This is a genomic window from Micrococcaceae bacterium Sec5.7 (assembly GCA_039636785.1).
Classification (GTDB): domain Bacteria; phylum Actinomycetota; class Actinomycetes; order Actinomycetales; family Micrococcaceae; genus Arthrobacter.
This window is the reverse complement of sequence record CP144169.1, coordinates 3199435-3222616: the sequence shown is the minus strand read 5'-3', so window position 1 is coordinate 3222616 and position 23182 is coordinate 3199435. Positions and strand designations below refer to the sequence as shown.

At 63.8% G+C, this 23182-nt stretch carries 18 protein-coding genes; 6 read left to right on the top strand and 12 right to left on the bottom strand.

What is annotated here, in order from left to right:
- Nucleotides 1-28 precede the first annotated feature (28 nt).
- The 4 genes from V3C33_15390 to V3C33_15375 form a co-directional block, all read right to left on the bottom strand.
- Complete coding sequence (locus tag V3C33_15390; protein ID XAS66844.1) at nucleotides 29-2236, bottom strand: alpha-galactosidase; 2208 nt, start codon at nucleotides 2234-2236, stop codon at nucleotides 29-31.
- 146 nt (nucleotides 2237-2382) lie between these two features.
- Nucleotides 2383-3720, bottom strand: coding sequence for a sugar ABC transporter substrate-binding protein (locus V3C33_15385; GenBank protein ID XAS66843.1), 1338 nt, complete (start codon nucleotides 3718-3720; stop codon nucleotides 2383-2385).
- Between the two features lie 50 nt (nucleotides 3721-3770).
- A complete protein-coding gene (locus V3C33_15380; GenBank protein ID XAS66842.1) occupies nucleotides 3771-4799 on the bottom strand; it encodes a carbohydrate ABC transporter permease in 1029 nt (342 codons plus the stop codon).
- Nucleotides 4800-4809: 10 nt separating this feature from the next.
- Nucleotides 4810-5754 carry a sugar ABC transporter permease gene (locus V3C33_15375; GenBank protein ID XAS66841.1) on the bottom strand — a complete coding sequence of 315 codons (945 nt, stop codon included), beginning with the start codon at nucleotides 5752-5754 and terminating at the stop codon, nucleotides 4810-4812.
- Nucleotides 5755-5977: 223 nt separating this feature from the next.
- Here V3C33_15375 and V3C33_15370 point away from each other — a divergent pair, with 223 nt between their 5' ends.
- Together V3C33_15370 and V3C33_15365 are read left to right on the top strand one after the other, a co-directional pair.
- Nucleotides 5978-7180: a Gfo/Idh/MocA family oxidoreductase gene (locus V3C33_15370; protein XAS66840.1), complete on the top strand. Its 1203-nt coding sequence runs from the start codon at nucleotides 5978-5980 to the stop codon at nucleotides 7178-7180.
- Between the two features lie 14 nt (nucleotides 7181-7194).
- The gene (locus V3C33_15365) at nucleotides 7195-8214 is read left to right on the top strand and encodes a LacI family DNA-binding transcriptional regulator (protein XAS66839.1); all 1020 of its coding nucleotides are present in this window, start codon (nucleotides 7195-7197) and stop codon (nucleotides 8212-8214) included.
- An 80-nt stretch (nucleotides 8215-8294) separates the two neighbouring features.
- On the opposite strand, the gene V3C33_15360 is transcribed toward V3C33_15365, so the two are convergent.
- From V3C33_15360 to acs, 5 genes are all read right to left on the bottom strand, one after another.
- Complete coding sequence (locus tag V3C33_15360) at nucleotides 8295-9083, bottom strand: DeoR/GlpR family DNA-binding transcription regulator (protein ID XAS69757.1); 789 nt, start codon at nucleotides 9081-9083, stop codon at nucleotides 8295-8297.
- Nucleotides 9084-9140: 57 nt separating this feature from the next.
- Nucleotides 9141-10058, bottom strand: a complete 918-nt coding sequence (locus V3C33_15355; GenBank protein XAS66838.1) for a carbohydrate ABC transporter permease — start codon at nucleotides 10056-10058, stop codon at nucleotides 9141-9143.
- Entirely contained in the window at nucleotides 10055-11026 is a 972-nt protein-coding gene (locus tag V3C33_15350; protein ID XAS66837.1) for a sugar ABC transporter permease, read from the bottom strand. The genes V3C33_15355 and V3C33_15350 overlap by 4 nt, the downstream gene beginning before the upstream one ends.
- Nucleotides 11027-11040: 14 nt before the next feature.
- Nucleotides 11041-12351, bottom strand: a complete 1311-nt coding sequence (locus V3C33_15345; protein ID XAS66836.1) for an extracellular solute-binding protein — start codon at nucleotides 12349-12351, stop codon at nucleotides 11041-11043.
- Nucleotides 12352-12578: 227 nt separating this feature from the next.
- The gene (gene acs, locus V3C33_15340; protein XAS69756.1) at nucleotides 12579-14576 is read right to left on the bottom strand and encodes an acetate--CoA ligase; all 1998 of its coding nucleotides are present in this window, start codon (nucleotides 14574-14576) and stop codon (nucleotides 12579-12581) included.
- A 587-nt stretch (nucleotides 14577-15163) separates the two neighbouring features.
- Here acs and V3C33_15335 point away from each other — a divergent pair.
- The 4 genes from V3C33_15335 (at nucleotide 15164) to V3C33_15320 (ending at nucleotide 18769) form a co-directional block, all read left to right on the top strand.
- Nucleotides 15164-15538: a hypothetical protein gene (locus V3C33_15335; protein ID XAS66835.1), complete on the top strand. Its 375-nt coding sequence runs from the start codon at nucleotides 15164-15166 to the stop codon at nucleotides 15536-15538.
- Between the two features lie 263 nt (nucleotides 15539-15801).
- Complete coding sequence (locus V3C33_15330) at nucleotides 15802-17208, top strand: hypothetical protein (protein XAS66834.1); 1407 nt, start codon at nucleotides 15802-15804, stop codon at nucleotides 17206-17208.
- Between the two features lie 74 nt (nucleotides 17209-17282).
- Nucleotides 17283-18092 (top strand): endonuclease III, encoded by an 810-nt coding sequence (gene nth / locus V3C33_15325; protein XAS69755.1) that lies wholly within the window; start codon nucleotides 17283-17285, stop codon nucleotides 18090-18092.
- A complete protein-coding gene (locus tag V3C33_15320; protein XAS66833.1) occupies nucleotides 18089-18769 on the top strand; it encodes a CoA pyrophosphatase in 681 nt (226 codons plus the stop codon). The genes nth and V3C33_15320 overlap by 4 nt, the downstream gene beginning before the upstream one ends.
- On the opposite strand, the gene V3C33_15315 is transcribed toward V3C33_15320, so the two are convergent.
- From V3C33_15315 to V3C33_15305, 3 genes are all read right to left on the bottom strand, one after another.
- On the bottom strand, nucleotides 18766-18963 hold the full coding sequence (locus V3C33_15315; protein XAS66832.1) for a DUF1508 domain-containing protein: 198 nt from the start codon (nucleotides 18961-18963) through the stop codon (nucleotides 18766-18768). The two genes, V3C33_15320 and V3C33_15315, sit on opposite strands and share 4 nt — an antisense overlap.
- A gap of 225 nt (nucleotides 18964-19188) precedes the next feature.
- Entirely contained in the window at nucleotides 19189-20151 is a 963-nt protein-coding gene (locus tag V3C33_15310; GenBank protein XAS66831.1) for a CHAD domain-containing protein, read from the bottom strand.
- Nucleotides 20152-20939: 788 nt separating this feature from the next.
- A complete protein-coding gene (locus V3C33_15305; protein ID XAS66830.1) occupies nucleotides 20940-21881 on the bottom strand; it encodes a hypothetical protein in 942 nt (313 codons plus the stop codon).
- Nucleotides 21882-23182: the final 1301 nt, after the last annotated feature.

The following is a 23182-nucleotide window of genomic DNA, read 5'->3' as shown; positions in this document are numbered from 1 at the left end:
CTGCAACGGTGTTTGAAGCGATGCGGCGCTAGATTGCGGTGAACTTCAGCAACACAGCGTGCTCCGGGTTGAGGATGGGCATGGGCAGGCCCACCTCCGCCAGGAACCTTCCGCTGGCCTCAGCCCCGGATGCCAGCCAGGCCGGCGGCTGTACCTGCGTGAACGTGTGCGCATAGTCGGCGTCGCCGGGGGCCGGGAAGATGGCTTCCACCCGGTAGCTCCGCTCGGGTTCCAGGCCGGGAATGCTGATGCGGCCGGGCTGCTCGGCAAACCCGGTCCTGGTGCTCACCAGGGCGAACAGCGCCGCCGTCTGGCCGGCAGCCACGGGGGACCCCACAGCAGATTCCGTGGCAACCACACCATGCAGCATCATCGAGTCATCGGAGACGTCGGCGCGGACCATCCGGCCGGTGTGGATGAGCCCGCGGTGTTCCTTGTACAGGCCGATGAAGCGCTTGAGTTCCGCACGCTCCGCTCCCTGGACCCCGCGCACGTCCCATTCCATGCCGAAGTGGCCGAACAGGGCCGTGATGGCGCGGAAGGACAGATCGTGGGTGCGGGCCGTGGTGTGTGAAGTGGTGGGGCCGATGTGCCCGCCCACCAGTTCCGGCGGGACAACCAGCCCGGTCCAGCGCTGGATGGCCTGCCGCTCCAGGGCATCGTTGCAGTCCGAGGCCCAGATCCGGTCCGTCCGCTCCAGGATGCCAAGATCCACGCGGGCACCGCCGGATGAGCAGCTTTCAATCTCCACGCCCGGGTGCGCCTTCTTCAGCTCGTCGAACAGCCGGTACGCCGCAAGGGTCTGCTCGTGCACCGAGGAACGGCCCGCGTGGCCGTGCTCGGTCAGATCCCGGTTCTGGTCCCACTTGAGGTAACTGATGGTGTTCCCACTCAGCAGGGCGGAGATCCGGTCAAAGATGTACTGCCATGCCTCCGGATTCACCAGGTCGATGATGTGCTGGTTGCGCCATTCCAGCGGCAGCCGGCCGCCGTCTTTGTGGGAGGCCGCGGCCGGTCCCGCGATCCAGTCCGGATGCGCCCGCGCCACGTCGGAATCCAGATTGACCATTTCCGGCTCCACCCAGAGCCCGAACTCCATGCCGCGGGAGTTGACCGCCTCGATGAGGGGAGTGAGCCCCTCCGGCCAGAGGGTTTCGTCCACATACCAGTCGCCCAGCCCGGCGTGGTCGTCGCGGCGTCCGCGGAACCAGCCGTCGTCGAGCACAAAGCGCTCCACCCCGAGATCGGAGGCGGAGTCCGCCAACTCGATCAAGGTGCCCAGGTTGTGGTCGAAGTACACCGCCTCCCACGTGTTGAGCACCACCGGGCGCGGCTTGCCGGCCGGGAGCCCGCTGGATGCGGCGTGCAGCACATGATGCGGGCGGGCGCGGAACCAGCTGTAAAACGCCTCGCTGATCCCGTCCAGGCCTCGGTCCGAGTAGGCGGCGAAGAGGGCAGGTGTGGTGAAGCTGCCACCGGGCGGGAGGATCACCTCGGCCGGTCCCAGCAGTTCTGAGCCGCCTATCAGGGTCCGGCCGTCCGCGATGCTGTCCGCGAACTGCTCGTGGTTCCCGCTCCAGGCAAGGTGCGTGGCCCACACCTTGCCGTGCCGGTTGCCGAAACCGGCTGTCCCGGCAACCAGAAGCAGTGAGGAATCGTGCCCGGTGCGCCCGTGGCGGCCGGTCCGGACCCAGGTGCCCTGCTGGATCTCGCGGCGCTGCGGGTGGCGTTCCCGGCACCAGCGGCCGGTCAGGTCCAGGAGTTCCGTGGCCTCCGGCGCCACCGGCAGAACCGTCGCGAGTTCATCAAGCTGGAAGGGAGTGGACCCCGTATTGGTGACGGCGTGCCGCATTTCCAGCAGGCCGCCGTCGTGCAGTTTCAGGGTGGACTCAACGGTGATGCCGGCATCCGCATCCGACTGAATCACGACGGCGGTGGCCCCGTCAGCGGTGGCGCTCACGGCGCGGAGGCGGACGGAAAAGTCAAAGCCGGCCACGCCGTCGACGATCCTATGCCCCCTGAGCGCGGGGCGCCCGCGCCAGCTGGAGGAGGCCTGGGGGAGGAGCCCGGCCGGAACGGTTGCGTCGATGGCGGAGTGCGGGACGGGACCACCGAGAATGGCCAGATCCGGCAGGATGCCGCCAAGGTCTGCGCCCCAATGGATGACCTCTGCCTCTCCGCTGTCGAAGCTGATCAGCAGGCTGGTGCCGGCGGAACGGAGGTGCAGGGGGATCATGGTGGTTCACTTTCGGTGGTCATAGGGTGTGTGGATGTGTCGGGTGCGTGAATGCGGGGCCCGCTCCGTGCTCCCGGGTGGATCCGGGAGCGCAGCGCGGGCCCCGCAAACGGGTTGGTCTGCTTCGCAGGGTTACTTGAACAGCGTTACTTGAACAGCGCGTTGACCTGGTTGTTGGCGTCCGTGAGCGAGCTGGCAGGTTTCTTGCCTGATAGGACCGCATCCATGGCCGGCTTCATGATGCCGTCAATCTTGGCTGCTTTGTCTGCGATTGGGAAGAGGAACGTGGTGCCGTCCGCAACATGCGTGGTGAAGGCGCTGACGTCGGTGCCCTTGGCTGCGAAGGCCTTTGCCGCGAGCTCGGAGGAAGTGGTGATGGCCGGGAAGACCACTGCCTTGCCGGCTACAACGTCCTGGCAGGCGGCGGAGGCGAGGTACTCAACCCATTTGACCGAGGCCGCCGGGTTCTTGGTGCCGGCCCAGATGGAGTCCGCCAGCCCGTTGAACATGCTGGCACGCTTGCCGTCCGGTCCCTTGGGGGTGGGGGCAATCCCTGTTTCCACGCCCTTGTAGCTGGTGTACTGGCCGGTCATCCACGAGCCGCTGGTGTTGATGGCTGCCTTGCCGGCTCCGAAGGTGTCACTCACACTGGCGCCCACGGTGGTTTCCAGTTTGGGCATATACCCCTTTTCCACGAGTCCGGCCCACCAGGCGATGGTCTCCTGGAACTTGGGGTCGTCGTAGTTGAACTGCTTGCCCCACGGGTTCTTGTCCGTGTGGGTCCAACCGGTGGTGGCGCTGAGGAAGCTCCACTGGGTCTGGCCCTGGCCGGAGCCGGAGGATTCCAGGCCCAGTCCGTAGACGGCCACATTGTTCTTGTCGAAGCCGGCCTCGTCACCGCGCTTGCCGTTCTTGTCCACAGTCAGGTGGGCGATCGCCTTTTCGTAGCTGCCGCCGTCGGCGGGGTTCCAGTCCAGGTTCTTCAGCTGGTCCTCGGTGTAACCGGCGGCCGCGACAAATTTCTTGTTGTAGAACATGGCCACGGTGTCCCAGTCCTTGGGCAGGCCATATCGTTTGCCGTCCTCGGCCACCCAGAGGTCCGCCAGGCCTTTGTTGTAGATGTCCAGGTTCACGCCGTCCTTCTTGACGGCATCGTCGAGGGAGAGCAGCTGCTTCTTGTCGGCGTATTCGGGGTACTTGGCGAGGTGGTCCGTGAACACGTCAGGCGCAGTTCCGGCGACGAATCCGTTGCTCAGGGTGGTCCAGTAGTCGTCCCAGCCGCGCTGGGTGATCTTGACCTTGATGTCCGGGTTGGCCTTGGTGAAATCGTCAGCGCACTTCTGGTAGGCGGGGAGCTGGTTGGCGTCCCACAGCCAGTAGTTGATCTCGCCCTTGGCCTCGGTGGAGGGGGCTGCGCCGCCACAGGCTGACAGGGACAGGGCGATGGCTGCGGCGGCAGCGACGGCGCCGATGGTTTTCTTCATGATGGACCTTTCGTGATTTCTTGCGGGGAGGATAGTACGAGCGGGAAGAGCTATTTGATGCCGGAGAAGCCGATGGAGTTGACCACCTTCTTGCCGAAGGCGATAAACAGGAGGAGGACGGGGAGGGCCGCCACCAGGGTTGCTGCCATCAGTCCGCTCCAGTCCGGCGCGCCCTGCGGTGACTGGGACTTGAAGACGCCCAGGCCCACGGTGAGCACCCGGACGCTTTCGTCCTGGCCCACCAGCAGCGGCCAGAAGTATTCGTTCCACGTGCCGATGAACGTCAGCAGGGCCAGCGTGGCCAGCGGTGCGGCGGCGTTGGGCATCACGATCTGGAAGAAGATCCGGACGTGTTTGGCGCCGTCCAGCATGGCCGCTTCCTCCACTTCGCGGGACATGCTCAGGAAGAACTGCCGCAGGAAGAAGATGGCGAACGGGGTCATGAAGAGGAACGGAAGGATGATGCCGGCGTAGGTGTTCAGCAGGCCCAGGTTTTTGATCATCAGGAAGTTGGGCAGCGCCGTGAAGATGGGCGGGACCATCATGGTTGCCAGGAACAGGGCGAACACTTTGTCCCGCCCGGGCCAGCGGAGCCGGGAGAAGGCATACGCGGCCATGGCGCTGAAGAAGACCTGGCCGGCCGTCACCAGCGTGGACACAATGATGGAGTTGCGCAGGTAGAGCCAGAAGTTGATGGCCGCGCCCGAGCCGCCCTCGGCGATCGCTTCCTCCGGGCTTTGCAGCCCCAGGACCCGCTTGAAGGCGCCCCAGCTGAAGTCCGCGGGCAGCAGGCTGCCGGCGTTGGCCGCCAGCGAATGGTTGCTGGACAGTGCTGTCCTGAGCATCCACAGGAACGGGGCAAGCGTGACGATCAGGGCGACGGCGACCAGCGTCCAGGCTCCGATCCGGCCCCACTTGACGGGCTTTCTGGGCCGTACGACGGCGGAAGCGGCGGAGGTGCCGCCGTCGCCGGCGCTGTGGGCACCGGAGTTGCGGGAACCGGCGTCCGTGGGGCGGCCGCTGGGTGATGTGGAGCCGCGTGGACCGGCGCCGGGACGGGGATTGGTGGAAGTGGTCATGGCGGGTTCCTTAGTCCAGATCCGATTCGTTGCCCTTGAGGAACTTCATCTGGATGAAGGCCACCAGGGCGAGGATGACAAAGAGGATGACGGACAGCGCCGAGGCGTAGCCGAAGTCCGATTCGGTGAAGGCTTTTTGATAGATGTACATCTGGATGACCCGGGAGGCATTGATGGGGCCGCCGCCGGTGGTCACCGCCACGGTGTCGAACACCTGGAAGGAGCCGATCACGGTGACCACCAGCACCAGTACCAGCACCGGCCGGAGCAGCGGCATGGTGATGCTCCAGAAGGTGCGTGCCGGTGAGGCGCCGTCCAGGGAGGCAACTTCGTAGACATGGTTGGGGATGGCCTGCAGGCCGGCGAAGATCAGCAGGGCTGTGTAGCCCATATGGCGCCAGACGTTGACGAACGCGATGGTGGGGATGGCCCACTGCTCGCTGCCGAAGAAGGCGATGCGCGGCAGCCCCAACCAGTTGATGACCTCGTTGACGATGCCCAGCTGGTAATCGAGCATCCAGAACCAGAGCAGGGCCACGATCACATTGGCCACGAGGAAGGGGAGCAGCAGGGCGCCGCGGATGAACGTCGACTTGGCGACGCGGTGCATCAGCAGGGCCAGGCCGAGCGCGATGACGGTCTGGAACCCGATGTTCAGGGCCACATACTGGACGGTCACGGTCATGGCGTTCCAGAACAGCTCATCGCCGAGGATCGAGGTGTAGTTCTTGACCCCGATCCACTCCGGTTCCCCCAGGATGCTGTATTCGGTGAAGCTGAGGTAGACGCCCCGGATGGTGGGAATCAGGAAAAAGGCAACGAACCCGATCATGGCCGGGAAAATGAAGAAAAGCGCGATCCTCAGGTCTCCGCTGCGGCGCCTGTTTTTCCTGGCGGGGGCAGGCTGCCCGGCCCTGCCGGCCGTTGGATCCGGAAGCTTGGTGATGGTGGTCATCTTCGACCCTCCTGAATGTGATGTGGATAACAACTGAGATTGAATCTACACGAGTAGATATTTGCATGCAAGCCTGTTTTGCTTTTAATTGTTGAGACTTTATACGGGTCATTTGAAAGTTGTTGACTCGTGTAGATTCCAGTGAAAGACTCTTCTGAAGCCCATGTGGGCTACTAAGCAGCTGCCGGCCGTCTCGGATCGGGCAGCCCCAGAAAGGTAAACAATGACGTTTTCAATCGGAGTCGTCGGCGTCGGCCAGTTCGGCGGCCATTTCGCCCACCTCTTCAAGCTCCACCCCGGTGTCAGCGAGGTCTACGTCGTGGACGAGCGCCCCGAACGTGCCGCGGCGGCGCAGGAGCGCTGGGCGCTGGACGGCACCAAGGCGAGTTTCGAGGAGCTGCTGGCATCCGACGTCGATGCCGTGGCCATCTTCACGCAGCGCTGGACTCATGGGCCCCTCGTGGAGCAGGCGCTGCGCGCCGGCAAACACGTGTACTCGGCCGTGCCGATGGCCGTCTCCGAAGAGGAGATCCAGCGCATCATCGAAGCGGTGAAGGAAACCGGCCTGGTTTACGCCATGGGGGAGACCAGCTACTACAATCCGGCCACCGTCTATGCCCGGAACCAGCATGCAGCCGGCAGATTCGGCCGGATCTTCTACAGCGAGGGTGACTACGTCCACGACATGGACCTGGGCTTCTACGACGCCTACCAGTACAGCGGAGGCGAGGACTGGAAAGCGACGGCCAGCTACCCGCCCATGCTGTACCCCACCCATGCCATCGGCGGGGTCCTCGGTGCGGTGCCGGCACATGCCGTGAGCGTCAGTTGTGTCGGCGTCAAGGACGACCGCAACGACGGCGTGTTCGACAAGGACATCAGCATGTTCGGCAACGACTTCTCCAACGCCTCAGCGCTTTTTGAGCTGAACGACGGCGGTGTGATGCGCACCAACGAGATGCGCCGGGTGGGTTACCCCTCACACATCCGTGAATCCCGTTTCCGCTTTTTCGGCACGGACGCGAGCTTCGAGCAACTGGCCAACGTCACCGTGTGGCAGGACAAGAAGGATATCCACGATGTCTCCGAACAGATGGAGACCAAGCCCAGCATTTCGGCGGATGATCCCTCCCTGGCGGACGTTGCCCCCGAACTACGTGACGCCTTCATCTCCGGGCTGGCGCCGGTGCATGACCGCGGCAGGCTGCCGGAAGAGTTCCTGGGCGCGCCCAACGGGCACGAGGGCAGCCACCAGTTCCTCGTTGATGATTTTGTCACCGCCGTCAATGCCGGCATGCTCCCGCCGGTCAACGCCTGGGTGGCGGCGCGCTTCACGCTCCCCGGAATTGTGGCGCATGAATCGGCACTGAAGGACGGCGCACGCCTGCCCATCCGCGACTTCGGCGATGCGCCCGGGAGCCAGTAGCTAGCATGTATCTCATGACGACCTCGGCAGTGCCCACCCCGCGGACACCGGTAACCCGCAAAGATGTTGCCCGCTACGCAGGGGTGAGCACCGCCGTCGTCAGTTATGTGGTTAATGGCGGACCCAAGAAAGTGGCGCCGGCAACGGAGGCCAAGGTGCAGGATGCCATCCGTATCCTGGGCTACCGGCCCAATGCGGCGGCGCGGGCGCTCAAACTGGGGTCCAGCGAAACCATCGGCCTGGTCATCCCGGACAACAGCAACCCGTTTTTTTCCCTGCTCGCACATGCGGTAGAGGACGCGGCTGCCGAGCTTGGCTATGCTCTGTTGCTGACCAACTCGGACGGGAACCCGGCCAAGGAACGCCAGCACATCCGCAACCTGGCCGCCCGCCAGGTGGACGGTGTGGTGCTGGCCAGCGTCCTGTTCGAACCGGATCTCGCAGACCTTGAATCGGCCGAAATCCCCTCGGTGCTGCTGAACCACGCGGGCGAGGCCCCCGGATTCAACAGCGTGGGTGTTGACCTGGCAGCCGGCGCCCGGATTGCCGTTGACCACCTGATCGGCCACGGACACACAAACATCGCACTGGCCATGGGGTCCAACGTGTCCAACTCTCTAGACGGACGCGAACAGGGCTGGCTGCAGGCTCTCGCGGCGGCCGGGCTGCCCGAGGGGCCGATTGTGCGCGGAGATTTCAGCCGGCCCGGCGGCTACGCTGCGGGGAAGCGGCTGGTAGCCGCAGCCAACCGGCCGACGGCGGTATTTGCCAGTTCCGATATGCACGCGATAGGCATCCTGCGGGCCATCCGCGAGGCCGGGCTGTCTGTTCCCGGAGACATCGCCGTGACGTCCTTTGACGGTTCCGTTGAGGCCGAATACAGCTGGCCGGCCCTGACCACCGTGGAGCAGCCGGTGCGCGCCATGGCGGAAGCCGCAGTGGGTGCACTGGTGGGCGCCGCCCGGGGCCAGGAACCGCAACACCGGATCTTCCCCACCGAGCTGCGCACACGGCAATCATGCGGCTGCCCCTGAGCCGTCCGAACGCTGAGCCGTCCGGATCCCGAGCCGCGCTGAACCGGTGCGGAGGTCCCGACGGGCTCGACCGCCGGTGATCAGACGGTGGCGATCCTGAGCCGGCTGACCTGCTCCCGCAGGATCCGCTGGGCGTCGCCGGAAAGCCCGGAGTCGCTGATGACTTCATCCGCCTCTTCAAGCGCGGCGATGGTGCTGATTCCGAATGTTCCCCATTTACTGTGGTCGGCCAGAACCACCAGTTTGCGCGCTGCGGCAACAAATGCCCTGTCCGTTTCCGCCTCCATCACGTTGGGTGTGGTGAATCCTGCGACGGCATCCATGCCGTGGACGCCGAGGAACAGGAGGTCCAGATGCAGCTGTTTCAGGGCGGCGGTGGCGATGGGTCCCACCAACGCGTCCGACGGCGTGCGCTCGCCGCCGATCAGGATCACCGTTGAGCCGTAGCGGGCTGCCCCGGAGGACGATCCGTGGTGGAAGAGATCGGCGATCCGCACAGAATTGGTGACAACTGTAATGCGCGGGCCCTTGACGAGTTCCTTGGCCAGCGCCCAGGTGGTGGTTCCGGCGCTGAGCCCCACGGCCATGCCCTCGTGCACCAGCGTGGCAGCCTCCACGGCGATGGCCTGCTTTTCCGCCGTCAACTGGGTGGATTTCAGTTCAAAGCCGGGCTCGTGGGTGCTGGCTTCCCCCGGTAGCTTGGCGCCGCCATGGATGCGCTCAACCTGCCGGGACTCCTCGAGCTGCTCGATGTCCCGGCGCACTGTCATCAGCGAGACGCCCAGTTGCTGGGCGAGGTCCGAGACGCGGACGACGCGTTCGCGCTGGACAGTTTCAATAATGGCTTGGTGGCGTGCTGCGGGGAGCATGGATTCCCTTTCGGACGGAAGGACGGCGCGGGCCGGAACGGCAGCTTCCATCATGGCCTAACCCTTGCTGGCACCAAGAGTCAGCCCGGCAACAAATTGGCGCTGGAGCACCAGGTAGATGATCAGGGTGGGAATCACCGTGATAACGGCCCCGGCAGCCAGCAGGTTGTAGTCGTTGAGGAACTGGCCCTGCAGGTTTTTGATGGCGGTGGTGATGGGCAGGCGGTCACCGCTCTGGATGAACAGCAGCGGGAAGAAGAAGTCGTTGTAGATGAAGATGACTTCCAGGGTGCCCAGCGCGGCGAACGCCGGACGGCACAGCGGCATGATGATTTCCCAGTACTGGCGCCAGATGCCGGCTCCGTCCACCAGGGCAGCCTCGGTCAGGTCGGCCGACAGCGCCTTCATGTAGTTGGAGAGAACGAAGGTGCAGAAGCCGATCTGGAAGGCGGTGTTCGCGGCGATGACCGAGATGTACGTATTGAGCATGTTCCCGGAGTCGCTGACCGAGTACGGCACCTCGAAGTGTTTCATCATCTCGAAGAGCGGCGCCGCCAGCACCTGTGGCGGCAGGAGGTTGCCGGCTGTGAACATGATGAGCAGGGTGACGTTGAACTTCCAGTTCACCCGGCTCACGGCGAAGGCCATCATCGAAGCGAGCAGGAGCGTCAGCAGCACGGCCGGTACGGTAATGATCACCGAATTCCAGAAGTACCTGATAAAGCCGCCCTGGTTCCAGGCCTGGACAAAGTTGTCGAAGTTGAAGTCGCCTCCGAAGCTGAAGTAGCCGTATTCGTTGGTGGACTCGACGGGGCGCAGCGCTGTGTACACGGACCAGCCGAGCGGGATGAGCCACATCACGGCCATAACGCTCAGGAATATGTGGGTGCCGTAATGGCGTCTGGGCCGGCTGCCCGAACGCGTTTCCCCGGAAGCGTTGCTGCCGGGGCGGGTCCGGCTGGCTGTGGTGCTCATGCTTTGTTCTCCTTGCCGAAGGTGCGGCTTAGGTAGAAGACGATCGGGACAAGGGAGATGACCAGCAGCACCACTGCCAGGGCCGAGCCGACGCCGATCACCTGGCCTTCGCCCACCAGGTTCTGGATCACCAAGGCGCTGAGGAGTTCCAGGCCGTTGGTGCCGCGGTTGATGACATAGACGACGTCAAAGGCGCGCAGCGATTCAATGATGGTGATGACCACGATCACGATGTTGACCGGACGCATGGCTGGGAAGACCACCCGGAAGAATGACTGATACGCGTTGGCGCCGTCGATCGATGCTGCCTCGCGCAGGGTGGGATCCACGCCCTTGAGCCCGGCCAGGTACAGCAGCATGACGTAGCCCGAGTGCCGCCACGTCGCGGCAACCATGGCCGCCCAGATGTTGACTGAGGGATCCCCGAACCAGTCCACGGCCTGCGGTGTCCCCGCTGTGCCCAGCAGGAAGTTCAGCAGGCCGTTGTCCCGCTGATAGAACAGCTGCCAGATGATGCCCACGAGCGCGAGGGACAACATCACGGGGGCAAAGAAGATGCTCTGGTAGATCCTGCTGCCGCGGATGTTCTGGTCCAGCAGCACAGCCAGGAGGAGCCCCAGGGGAGTGGCAACCAAAGCCAGGAAGCCGAGCCACAGCAGGTTGTGCCCCATGGCAGGCCAGAACGGCGGGTAGTCCTGGGTGATGAACCGGTAGTTGTCCATTCCGGCGGTCCTGATGTTGCCCAGGTCCAGGCCGTTCCAGCGGGTGAAGCTCAGCCCGACGGACATCAGGGTGGGCAGCCAGATGAGTACCAGCTGGATCAGGGTGGGGATGCCCACCATGACGGCCAGAACCAGCTTGTCTCTTTTGGAAAGTCTGCGGACCCTGCCGGAGCGGATGCGTTTCGCGGGCCTTCCTGGTTCCGCCCGCGATCCGGGTGGAACCAGGTCCCGTGCTGTGGAGGTCATTGAACGTTCCCCGCTTACTGCGCCGCGTAGAGCGTCTTGGCCTGGGCCTCGAGGTTCTTGACGTCCATCTTGCCGTCCTTGATGAAGGTCTGCAGGGCCGGGATCATGACGTTATTGGCCATGGCCGGCAGCGCATCCCGGTCAAAGAACTGGCTGATGTACTTGGCGTTGGCGATGGTGTCCGCATTCTTCTTGTTCAGCGGGGTGAACTTGGACGTGTCCGCTCCCTTGGCCGTGGCGATGTTGGAGGGATCGACGGCTGCGTAGGCGTCCTGGGCCTCGGGAGTGCCCATAAAGGCCAGGAAGTCGCGGGCCGCCTTGTTCTCGCCGCCCTTCTTGGAGAGCAGCAGGCCGTCGATCGGAGCCTCGACGGCGTCCATTCCTTCCATGGCGATTTCGGGGAACGGGAAGAAGTCGATGTCGGCCAGGACCGCCGGGTCAGTGAACTGCTGGGTCACGAACGATCCCAGCAGATACATTCCGGTCTTCTTCGCTTCCAGGGCCTTGGCGGCATCCTGCCAGGTCTGGCCCAGAGCTGCCGGATCCTGGAACGGCAGCAGCGCGGACCACGTGTCAAAGACGTCGCTGACCTTCTTCTGGTCCCAGGATTCCTTGTGGGCGCAGAGGTCCACGTGGAACTGGTAGCCGTTGAGCCGCATGTTGATGTAGTCGAACGTGCCCATGGCCGGCCAGCCGTCCTTGTCCGCGAAGCCGATGGGGATGATCCCGTCCGCCTTCATCTTGGTGGCGAGGGTCTTCAGCGCATCAAATGTCTTGGGTACCTCGTAGCCTTTTGCTGTCCAGAGGCTCTTCCGGTAGAAGAATCCCCACGGGTAGTTGTAGTTGGGGACGAGGTACATCTTGCCGTCCGGGCCGGTGGAGGCCTTCTTGAGGGCATCCGAGTAGTTGGCGCCGATCGACTCCCAGACGTCGTCGATGGGGGCCAGCAGCCCCTTCTCCGCGTAGAACTGCATGCGGTAGCCGGCGAACCACGTGAACGTGTCGTCCGGGGAGCCCTGCAGGTAGGAGTTGATCTGGTTCTGGAAGTCGTTGTGCGGCACCACATTCGTGGAGACTTTCTTGCCGCTCTTGGCCTCGAACGCGTCGGTGACGGCCTTGTAGGCCTTCTTGGGGACCGCATCCGAGGAACCGGAACCGAAGGTCAGTCCGGTGGATTCCGAACCTCCCCCGGAGGGGCCGCTGCCGCCGGTGCAGGCAGCCAGCAGGGGGATTCCCGCAAGGCCTGCCGCGCCGACGCCCATGGTCTTGAGGATGGTCCTGCGCCCCGGGGCGGCTGCCGCGGACGGTTCCAGAAATGCTGCCATGTTTCTCTCCCTTGAAAATCAGCTGCATGTGAGACGCCTCACATGACAACGACTATAACCTCTCAAAAGGGATCAGGAAAGAACGGAAAACAACAAATTGGTGATGAGTATCCGGTTAAACGTGTCATCCGGCGGTTGAACTTGTGGAAACCAGGTTTCGACAGGCTCAACCACCGGATGACCGGTTCAATCACCGGATGACGGGTTTGACCACCGGAGGGCGGTACCTACTTTTTCAGCGAGTTGGCGATCTGCTGCATGACCGTGTTGTCCGCCAGGGTGGTGGCATCGCCCACCTCGCGGCCCTCGGCGACGTCCTTGAGCAGGCGGCGCATGATTTTGCCCGACCGGGTCTTGGGCAGTTCCGGCACCACCAGGATGGTCTTGGGCTTGGCGATGGGGCCGATTTCCTTGCCCACGTGGTTGCGCAGTTCCTGGACAATTTTGTCGCCGGAATCCACGGCGTCCCCGCGGAGGATCACAAACGCCACCACGGCCTGGCCGGTGGTCTCGTCCGCGGCACCGACAACGGCGGCCTCGGCCACTGCCGGGTGGCTGACCAGCGCCGATTCGATTTCCGTGGTGGAGAGCCGGTGGCCGGAAATGTTCATCACGTCGTCCACGCGGCCAAGGAGCCAGACGTCGCCGTCCTCGTCCTTTTTGGCGCCGTCGCCGGCGAAGTAGATGTTCTCGAACCGGGACCAGTAGGTTTCCTTGAAGCGCTCAGGGTCGCCCCAGATGCCGCGCAGCATGGCTGGCCACGGTTCACGGATGACCAGGAAGCCGCCGTGGCCGTCCGGAACGGATTCGCCGAGTTCATCCACCACGTCCACGGCGATGCCGGGCAGCGCAACCTGGGCGGAGCCGGGCTTGGTGGCCGTCACCCCGGGGAGCGGGGCGATCATCTGCGCGCCGGTCTCGGTCTGCCACCACGTGTCCACGATGGGCGCCTTGTTGCCGCCGATGACCTCGCGGTACCACATCCATGCTTCGGGGTTGATGGGTTCGCCCACGGAGCCGAGCACACGGATGGAGGAGAGATCATACTTGTCCGGGATATCCCGGCCCCACTTCATGAACGTCCGGATCGCGGTGGGCGCGGTGTAGAGGATGGAGACCTTGTACTTCTCCACGATCTCCCACCAGCGGCCCTGGTGCGGGGAATCCGGGGTGCCCTCGTACATGACCTGGGTGGCGCCGTTGATGAGCGGCGCATAGGCGACGTACGTGTGGCCGGTAACCCATCCGACGTCGGCCGTGCACCAGAAGACGTCTGTCTCCGGATGCAGGTCAAAGACTGCCTTGTGCGTGTAGGCGCCCTGGGTGAGGTAGCCGCCGGTGGTGTGCAGGATGCCCTTGGGCTTGCCCGTGGTGCCGGAGGTGTAGAGGATGAACAGCGGGTGCTCGGAGTCATGGCCGACGGCAGTGTGCTCGGTGGAGGCGGCACCAACGGTGTCATCCCACCACTGGTCGCGGCCCTCGTGCCAGTCCACGTCCTGGCCGTTGCGCTTCACCACCACCACGTTCCGGACGGAGTGGCCGTCCTTGGCCAGCGCTTCATCAACGGCGGCCTTGAGGGCGCTGGGCTTGCCGCGGCGGTAGGTGCCGTCCGCTGTGACCACGAGCCTGGCCTCGGCGTCGTCGATCCTGGAGCGGAGCGCGTCAGCGGAGAAGCCGCCGAACACCACGGAGTGCACGGCGCCGATCCGGGCGCAGGCCAGGATGGTGATGACGGCTTCGGGGATCATGGGCAGGTACACGGCCACGCGGTCGCCCTTGGAAACGCCCAGGGACTCGAACGCGTTGGCCGCCTTCTTGACCTCTTCGGTCAGCTGCGCGTACGTGTAGGTGCGGGTGTCGCCGGGTTCGCCCTCGAAGTAGATGGCGACCCGGTCGCCCAGGCCGTTTTCCACGTGGCGGTCCAGGGCGTTGTACGCGGCGTTGACCTCGCCGCCCACAAACCATTTGGCGAACGGCGGGTTGGACCAGTCCAATGCCTCGGTGAAGTCCTTGCTCCAGGTGAGCAGTTCGCGTGCCTTCTTCGCCCAGAAAGCCGGGCGGCCGGCGTCGGCCTCCGCGTAGTCGGCTGCGGTGACCACGGCGTTGGCGGCGAACTCTTCGGACGGGGCAAACTTGCGGTTCTCGTGGAGCAGGTTTTCAAACGCATCGCCCTGCTGGGAGTCGGTGGCAGCGGTGGCCGTCGAGCCGGGGGTGTCCTGGGACATGGTGAACCTCATCATTCATCGATCCTTGCTGCGCGGGACGCACCGCCACCATGCCGCGCCGTGCCGCTGTGCGCGACGTCCGGCAGCGGCCGATCACGGACATTCCGCAAAGAGCTGTTCCGCCATAAAGACTAGCGCCTGACTCCGCCGCTACGTGTCCCCGGTCACAAGCAGCGCCGTGAACGGCGTTTATTAAGCGTTGAATGGTGCTCCGGCCGGGTCCTGGAGGAGTAGATTACGACGACGAACTGCCGGGTTGCGCCACCGGTGCGGCTCCGGAGATGGCGAAGACGCGTCGGAAGTTGGGGGAGAGATGAGATTTTCGGTGCCGACGCCGCACAACCCTGGCCGCAGGGCATGGTGATCAGGGTAAATGACGTCCCGCATCACCTGCTCATCCTTTTGTTCGTCCGGCAAGCCCGGGGTATAGGCACCGCCGCGGACGTCCCTGAGCTTGACCCGCTTCCTGAGGCCGGTGATTCGAAGCTGCCGGATTCAGCCACCGTTGCAGAGTGGGATGAGCGTTCATCGCATGGGACCGGGCCTGGGAGTGGTACAGCGTCGAGGATCCGAACCCGCCACGACTGATGTCACCTGAAGAAATCCGTGCCGCATCCAGGCCGGGGGAGAATCTTCATCCGGTCATGCCGCCGTTCTGGTGGGCGGGGTACGGCGCGGTCGGAATCGATCAAGGGGCCTACAACGACTGGGAGCAGAGCCTTCAAATTGTGCCGCTCAAAAGGGCCGGGGATTCGCCATTGAGGCAAAGCCTGCCTGCCCTGATTGCTGCCTGGGAGGGCGGCCTGGACACCGTGATCATCGTTCCCTATGCCAGGTACTTCGCACGCCGCACCACAACGCGCCACCTGCTGGTTTCCCGTTCCGCACACGACAACCCGGCAGAGTTCACCCGGGCACTGGGAACCCGCCCTGAACGGGGCGGCCGGAAGGGACTGGCTTAGCGCATGTTGTGCCACGATTGAACCGACTCCCACTCGCTGCCGGAGTGACGTGGCGGACTCCTGGTTTCCGGGCTGTCGGCTAGTGATCGGCCAAGCACTTGGCTAGGCTGAGATGGAATTGTGACATTCGATGGAAGCAGCCGGACCGCGCGCGGTCCGGTGTCTGCCTGCCATTAGACGGAACTCTTTGGACGAGCAGACTTTTGAATGAGCAGTCTTTTGAATGACGCAGCCCAGAGTGCCGCCACGCTAAGGAGAACAGAATGAACAACCAGAGCATTGGCCAGGACCACGGCCAGTCGGGAGACGCGCCGAAGAGCGCGCAGCCAGGTGTGCAGCCTGACTCCGCCGGACCCCAGACAGGCCAGAAGGTAGCGGCCACGGCTGGCGGCAGTAAAACGGCCATCCGTAACGAAGCTGTGCTCGGCCCGTTCACGGTGCGTGACCTGACCGTTTTTGCAGCCACGCTGATCCTTTTTGTAGCCTCGCTGCTCCCGATGTTCACCGTCCGCTACAACCTGTGGAACATGGGCAGCCTTTTCTTCCTGGGGCTGGGAATCGTTCTTCCCCTGATTGTCACCGCACTGTTCGTCGCCCGGCGGCTTTCACCGGAAACCACGGTGCGCGTCGGCTCGCTTTCAATTGACCAGTTGGGCTCCGTGGTGGCGTCCTTCGCCGTGGCCTTCTTCTTCGTTGCGGTTGCCGCCGCGTTTGTCCCCAGCATGCTGGTGGCGCTGATCGGCTCTCTTCTTTTATTTGCCGCCACGGTGCTGGGCCGCTTTATCCCGTTCTTCGCCGGCGACTTCCAGAACCGCGCCGAATTCCCGGCCCACATTGTGGCCCGGGACGCTGCAGCCCCCACACGCAAGCCCAAAGCGCCCCATGAACCCAAGGCGCCGAAGCAGGCAAAACCGTCAACGGACGGCCCGACGGAGGGTGGCCCGGTATCGCAGGCCGGCACCCCCGCAGCCCACACCGGAGTTGTTCCGGGCCCGGCGGGAACGGCGCCTGACTCGGCTGCCTGGCCGGCCACCAACACAGCTCCCGGGGCTCCCGGAACCGGGGCCCCCGCCGTCGTTCCTTCTGCAACAGAGCCGTCTGTTTCTGAGCCACCTGCCGCAGATGCTTCTGCCCCGGAGCGGTCCTCTGTCTCCGAGCCGTCCCCTTCCGAGCCTTCCTCCTCAGCGGCTTCAGCCGCCACGTCTTCCGCCACACCGGCCGTCGCAACACCGCCGGCCGCCGAAGAGACCCGGCTGGATGGAACACCGGTAACAGCCGGGTCCCCAGCGGACAGCGGCAACGGGGCGGACGCCGCCGGACATGCCGGGAACGGTACCCCCACGGAATCCGCCGCCAAACCGGCTGCCGCTGAGCCCCTCGCTGCCACCACGGCGAACCCGCTGGTCAGGTCGCACAGCCCGATCGGCGCAACCGTGGATCCGGCAAGCCGGCCCGAGGAATCAGATCACCAGCCCGTTCACGAGGCCTTCTGGTTTGCCGTGTCGCAATACCGCACGGCTGTTGACCCGCGGACCGGCGCACCGGTTTTCGGGATTGAGCCCGGCGGCTGGGTGCTGGCACTCGAGGACCGCGGACACGAATTCCTCGTCCAGCACACGGACGGCCGCGTGGGCGTACTGCGCGATCTCAGCAACATCGAACGCGGCTAGCCTGACGCGTGGACACCTCCCGCACACCGAAATCCGGTATCGCCCAGCGAGTCGCAGCCAAGCCCGGCACGCCGCTGCCCGGTACGCTCAAGCCGCAGCCGTCCGGCGAGTCAGAGCTGGCGCTCAAGCGCCGGGCGCGCAGGATCAACCGGGCGCTCGCTGAGCAGTATCCGTACGCGCATGCCGAGCTGGATTTCCGGAACCCGTTCGAGCTGGTGGTTGCAACCGTGCTGTCCGCCCAGACCACCGATGTGCTGGTCAACCAGATCACCCCGCTCCTGTTTGCCAGGTATCCGGATGCGCGGAGCATGGCCGAGGCTGATTCCGCGAGGCTGGAAGCCATCATCAAGCCCACCGGTTTCTTCCGCGCCAAGGCACGGAACCTGATGGCGCTGGGCACGCGGCTGGTGGATGAGTACGACGGCGTGGTGCCGGGGCGGCTGGAGGATCTGGTGACGCTTCCCGGTGTCGGGCGGAAAACCGCCAACGTGGTGCTGGGGAACGCATTCGGCATTCCGGGAATCACGGTGGACACACACTTCGGGCGGCTGGCCCGCCGGTTCGGGTGGACGGAGTCCGAGGATCCCGTCCGGATCGAATTCGATGTTGCCGAGCTCTTCGAGCCCAAGGACTGGACCATGCTGTCGCACCGCGTGGTTTTCCATGGCCGGCGTGTCTGCCATTCCCGCAAACCGGCCTGTGGCGCCTGCTCTGTTGCTAACTGGTGCCCGTCGTATGGTGCCGGCGAGACAGACCCGGAGAAGGCCGCGAAGCTGCTGAAGTATGAGCTCGCGCCGGGCAAGGAAGCACTCCTGGCGCAGTTGCTCGCGGAAACCCACCGTGCCGCGGAAATCCGCATGGAGTCACAGAAGAGACCACAATGACGGCCCGCCAGGACCTCGTTGACCTCGTCGAGGCGATCCACGCGGGGACGGGTCCTGCCCGGAATCCGCAGTTGCGGGCGCTCTCGGTTGACCGCGCGGTTGCCCGCGAGGCGGCTGTACTGATGCTGTTCGGCGCACTGGACGATGTTCCAGCCGCGTCCGGAAAGCCCCTGGCGCCGGCGGATCTTGATGTCCTGCTGCTGGAACGCGCCCATACCCTGGACTCCCACCCCGGGCAGGTGGCATTCCCCGGCGGCAGCATCGACCCTAAGGACACCTCCGCTGTGGCGGCTGCCCTGCGGGAAGCCGAAGAGGAGACGGGGCTCGATTCCGGCGGTGTCGAAGTGCTCGGCGTGATGCCCCAACTTGCGCTGCCCCGGAGTAATTTCCTGGTGACGCCCGTGCTGGCGTGGTGGGCGGCGCCGTCGCCGGTGCGGGTGGTGGACTACGGCGAATCCGCGCAGGTTTTCCGGATCCCGGTCCGCGACCTTTTGGACCCTGCGAACCGGCTCACTGCGACCGTCAGCCGGCTGGGCCAGACGTTCAGGAGCCCGGCTTTTGCAGTCAACGGGGTAGTGGTGTGGGGTTTCACCGGACTGATCCTGAACGAGCTGTTTGACCAGCTGGGCTGGGCCGTTCCCTGGGACGCCACGCGGCTGCTTGAGCTGGACCTCTAGTTCTGCGGCTGCTGCTGACGCAGGTCCACCACGATGCCCGTGGCGGCATTTTCACGCATCGCATTGATGCCGGCCACCACACCGCTGATGTGCTTGAAATGCGGAGACACGGCCACAATATTGCCGTCGCCATCCGTCAGCCGGAACCTGAATGATTCTGAGCCATCCCTGTGTATTTCGAACTTGCCCGCCATAGGTACCGAACCTCCCCCTGCTTATGCTGCATCGCATCCACCGGCCGTAGATGGAAGAACGGCCCGATCTCTTTGACCATAGCCGGGGCTACGACACTCAGCCAGCTACTGCCGGGTACGTTACACAGTTGGACGTATTCCGCTTCTGATGACTGATTGACTGGCAACCCGCCAGGGTCGCCGTTAAGGTGCAGGTGCCGGTGCCGGTGCCGGTGCAGGTGCCGGTCAGCGGGCCAGTGCCGACGCGGGTGCCGGTACCGGATTCATCGCCGCGGCGCGGTAATACTCCACTTCGGCGTTTGCTGCGCGGTGGCTTTCCAGCTCATCCAGCGCGGCCGCGTCCCGGGAATCAATAGAGTGGACACCGGCGGCCTGTGCCAGTACCAGGCGGGACACCACGGCGTCGTGCTGCTCGCCCAGCAGCCGCTGCAGCGCGATTGCCGGCTGGACGATCGCCAGCGCGGCACCCTTATAGCCTGGTGCAACAGATTCCGCCGCGTACCGCAGGCACTTGAGCTCCTTCCGGACCTCGTGGAGGTCCCGGTTGTGCCGGTCTTCCGGGACTTCCGCCAGCGATTGCTCCATGTACTGCTGAACCCGCTCCCACCGATCCTGAAGGGCAGCTGTCACAGCACGCCGGGGGATGCGATTGCGCGCCTTGGCCTCCGTGGGTGATTCATCTGGCGGCCGGGTCTCGAGAGCCTGCCGCAAGCTCAGGAGCGCAGGGTAGCCGCGCCTTGCGACCCCTCCCGCTCCTGTCACGGCGGCTGCCCGTTGGGCTGCGTGCGCGTTGAGTGCCTCCACAAACCCGCGGAGCGCCGACATACGGCGCCACGACTCCCTGGTATCCAGGGCCAATGTGAGCCGCTGCGCCAGAACGTAGGCGTCCCGGGACTCGCCCAATTGCCTGGCCAGCTTCTTCAAGCGTGCGACGTCGTCAGCCGGCAAAGCGGGCAGCAGCGGCTTGAAGCAGGTGGTCACCGAGCGGAAGCGGCGCAGGGCGAGCCGCGCGGCGTGGATGGCTTCGGGGTCCGCCGCTGCAGCCAGCGGCAGGTATTCCTCGAGCTCAGTCAGCTGGAACGTCAGATACTCGTTCAACGCCGTGCCGGGGCGCACCTTTTTGCCTGTGGGCTTGCCGTTGGATTCTCCGTGGCCTTTGCTCTTGGTGTGTCCATTGCCGTGGCTCATGTGGTCAGTTTCCTCTGCCGCTCCGGCTCGGGCAAGGAACCGAGTTGACTCATCTAATACCTCCGCGTAGTGGGGATCGTTGCCTCATCTGGAAATCTCCGGCTATCTGATGCTTTCGGGCCGGGTTTCGGGGTACGCCTGACGGATGGAGCTTTCGATGAGTGAGCGTAAGGCTGTGACCAGGAAGCTGGCTGTTGAATAATCGCGTGCAGCAAGCAAGCGCAAGTCCCAGATCCTGGACGAGCTCACCGCGCTGACGGGATGGCACCGGGACTATGCCAGGACGTCGTTGGGCGGGGCGTTCAGGCTCAGGGTGGTTCGTCCGCGGCCACCGAGGCAGGCCAAGTACGGTGCCGTAGCTGCGGGCCGAGAAGGCCCTGGACCTGACCGATGCACAGCCGGTGCTGCTGGCCGGGATGAGCGCTGCAATGATCGACCGCCGGCTCGCCGCCTCAAAGTGCATCGGCGGCGGATGATCCGCCTGCGTGTGTGCGGGAAAGCAGAGCGGTTCATGCCGCGACCGCGACCGCGACACGAGAACATCGCGGCCCTCAAGGCACCACGACGGCGGAACGCCCTATGCCACGAACCCGTAGCCGTCACCGGTCAGATTCATGTGCAACGCAACCACCCGGCGATGCAGGGTGGATTTTCAAGAAAGGCCTCGTCGTTTTTCCGTGCAGCCGCACCAGAAGAAGTGAAGGCCCCGAGACGGCGGAAAGCATCCAGCGCACGCGCAGCAGCAGGATCGGAGGCAATGACATGCGGGGGCCGGAAGACCATTGGGTTCAAACGAACTTTGTTCGGCGCGCCCAGACTATGGCGCAGCATGCCGCGATGGAACACAATCCCAACATCATGAGCAGCAGCCCTACTCCCGCGGGGACGGGGAACATTGCCCGCGGGGTGAAGCCGCCCCAAAAATTGAAAACCCACTGTCCCGCGGTCGAAAGAATATTCCTCGGATCATAGGGCCCTGCGAAGGGTGCCACCATCAGTAGCGCGAATGCCAGGAGCGATGGAAGCACTATGGACCTCGTTGCCAGCCCTACGAAGAATCCAAGCTGTCCGAAGAAAAAGGCAGTGGCGGCGCTAAAGCCAATCTGCGCCGCCGGGTTGTTGTTCCCGGCAGCCTGGACATCAAAGGAGAAGTCAAAGTTGGTACCGGTAAGGAAAACTGCCTTCAGTATGGGAGCGGCCGCGATGCTTAGAGCCGCGCACAAAAGCACTGAAGCTATGGCTGTAGCCGTGATCATCATGACTTTTGCCAGCACGTATGGGCGCCGGCCTTGAACACTTACGCGCTGCTTTAGGATCCGCTGACGGACGTCGGTTACTGCCACTGCGCACCCGTATGTAAAAAAGAGTATAGGCAGGACGATAAACGTGATCATTTCCAGACCCGTGCCGATGGAGTTGAGCCCATCAAGTGCCCTGTGGGCGTTGTATGCGGTTTCATAGTCAAATCGGAGAGGGTTGTCCATGACCTGTTGGTTTCCCTGCACCGATATGTTGAGTGGGTGATTCATGGCGTCGCCAAGGCTGATGCCGTTGGCCTCCGCTTGAGCCTTAGTCGACAGCAGTCGATCCAGGGAGGACGCGGCATTGCTGACGCTCCCGCTAAAGGCTGCACCGAGTGACAAGACGGTGATGACCAACGGCGAGAGAAGCATCTTGCTCCATGCTTGGTACCTAAGTTCAGTTCTGAGAGAACGGAGTAGCTTCGTCATCGCGGGCTTGCTCCTTCGTCGGACGCGCGGGTGAGGGACTCGGCGGGTACCCGCCTAATGCCGGCCGGGCCAGCCGAATACAACGTGCTAGCCAGCCCCGCATAAAAATCCAAGTAGTGGTCAGAGACAATGACGCACCGCGTCTGGGCGGCATGTTCGAGTTGATCCCGAAGTGTCTTCCTCCCCGTCGCATCCAGGCCGGACGTTGGCTCATCCAATAGAATGCAAGGCCTGGTATCCAAGAAGGCAGCGGTGAGCGAGAGCTTTTTACGCTGCCCGAGTGAGTATGACTTCGTCTTTTTCTCAAGCCGATCTCTCGATAGAAGCTGAAACGTCGAAGAGTCAGACTTGAGTCGGTTCAGAGCTATGTCCAGCAGGGCACTCAGGTTCTGTAGCCCTGTCAACTCATTGTGGGCGGGGGCGTCGTCGAAAGCGAAAGAAATGTAGTCCGCTGCCGGCTTCTCGTTCCATGTGATCGAACCTTGGTATGTCTCTAATCCTGCTATGCATTTGAAGAACGTGGTCTTACCCGCCCCGTTGTCACCTGCAATGAGGTGAATACCTTTGGACGGGAAAGTCATTGTCAATGATGCGATGACGGAGTTCTTCCCATACGCCTTGGACAGATCTTCGATATGTAGCAACGCGCCTCGATCTTTGGGGAGGACCGGCCACCTGCTGTGGCCGGCCCCAGTATTTCAGCTGGATTCAATCACTGTGATTGCCATGTGTACCACGCGCCGTCACCGTAGACATTGGCATGCTGGAGCAAAATCCGGTGGTAGACGTTGACGTTTCCCCACGGCGTCGGCGCGCCGACACCCGCGTCAGTGCGTGCATTCCAGCTATGCTGCCATCGGCTTGCGTAGCTGCGGCCTATGCCAAGAGTCTGAACGGTGTTCAGACCGAATGCCCCTGCGCTCTGGTATCCGTAGCTAGATACGACTCTGCTCCAGTCGAAGTAGAAGTCGACATTCGCCTGGGTGTAAAGAGCCCAGTTGCCCGCATAATGGGACGCTCGTCTGTAGGCTACGGACATAGACATAGGTGTGATGCCGGTCTTTGACTTCTTAACCTTCGCCGGGGCTGGAACCGGGGCCGCTGAAACTGATTGCGTGATGGTGATGTCTTTGAGCGTTTGTTTGCTGTCAGGCAGCGCCGCGGTATCGTCCGCAATCGAGCTCTGAACCGGCCAACGCCGCCAGCGCGATAGTTGAAATGCCCGCTCTCATACCTCTACTCATGATCCCCCCGAATCTTGTAGTTGGTTGAAGCTGACCGAGAAAGAGTGCCTGAGGCCA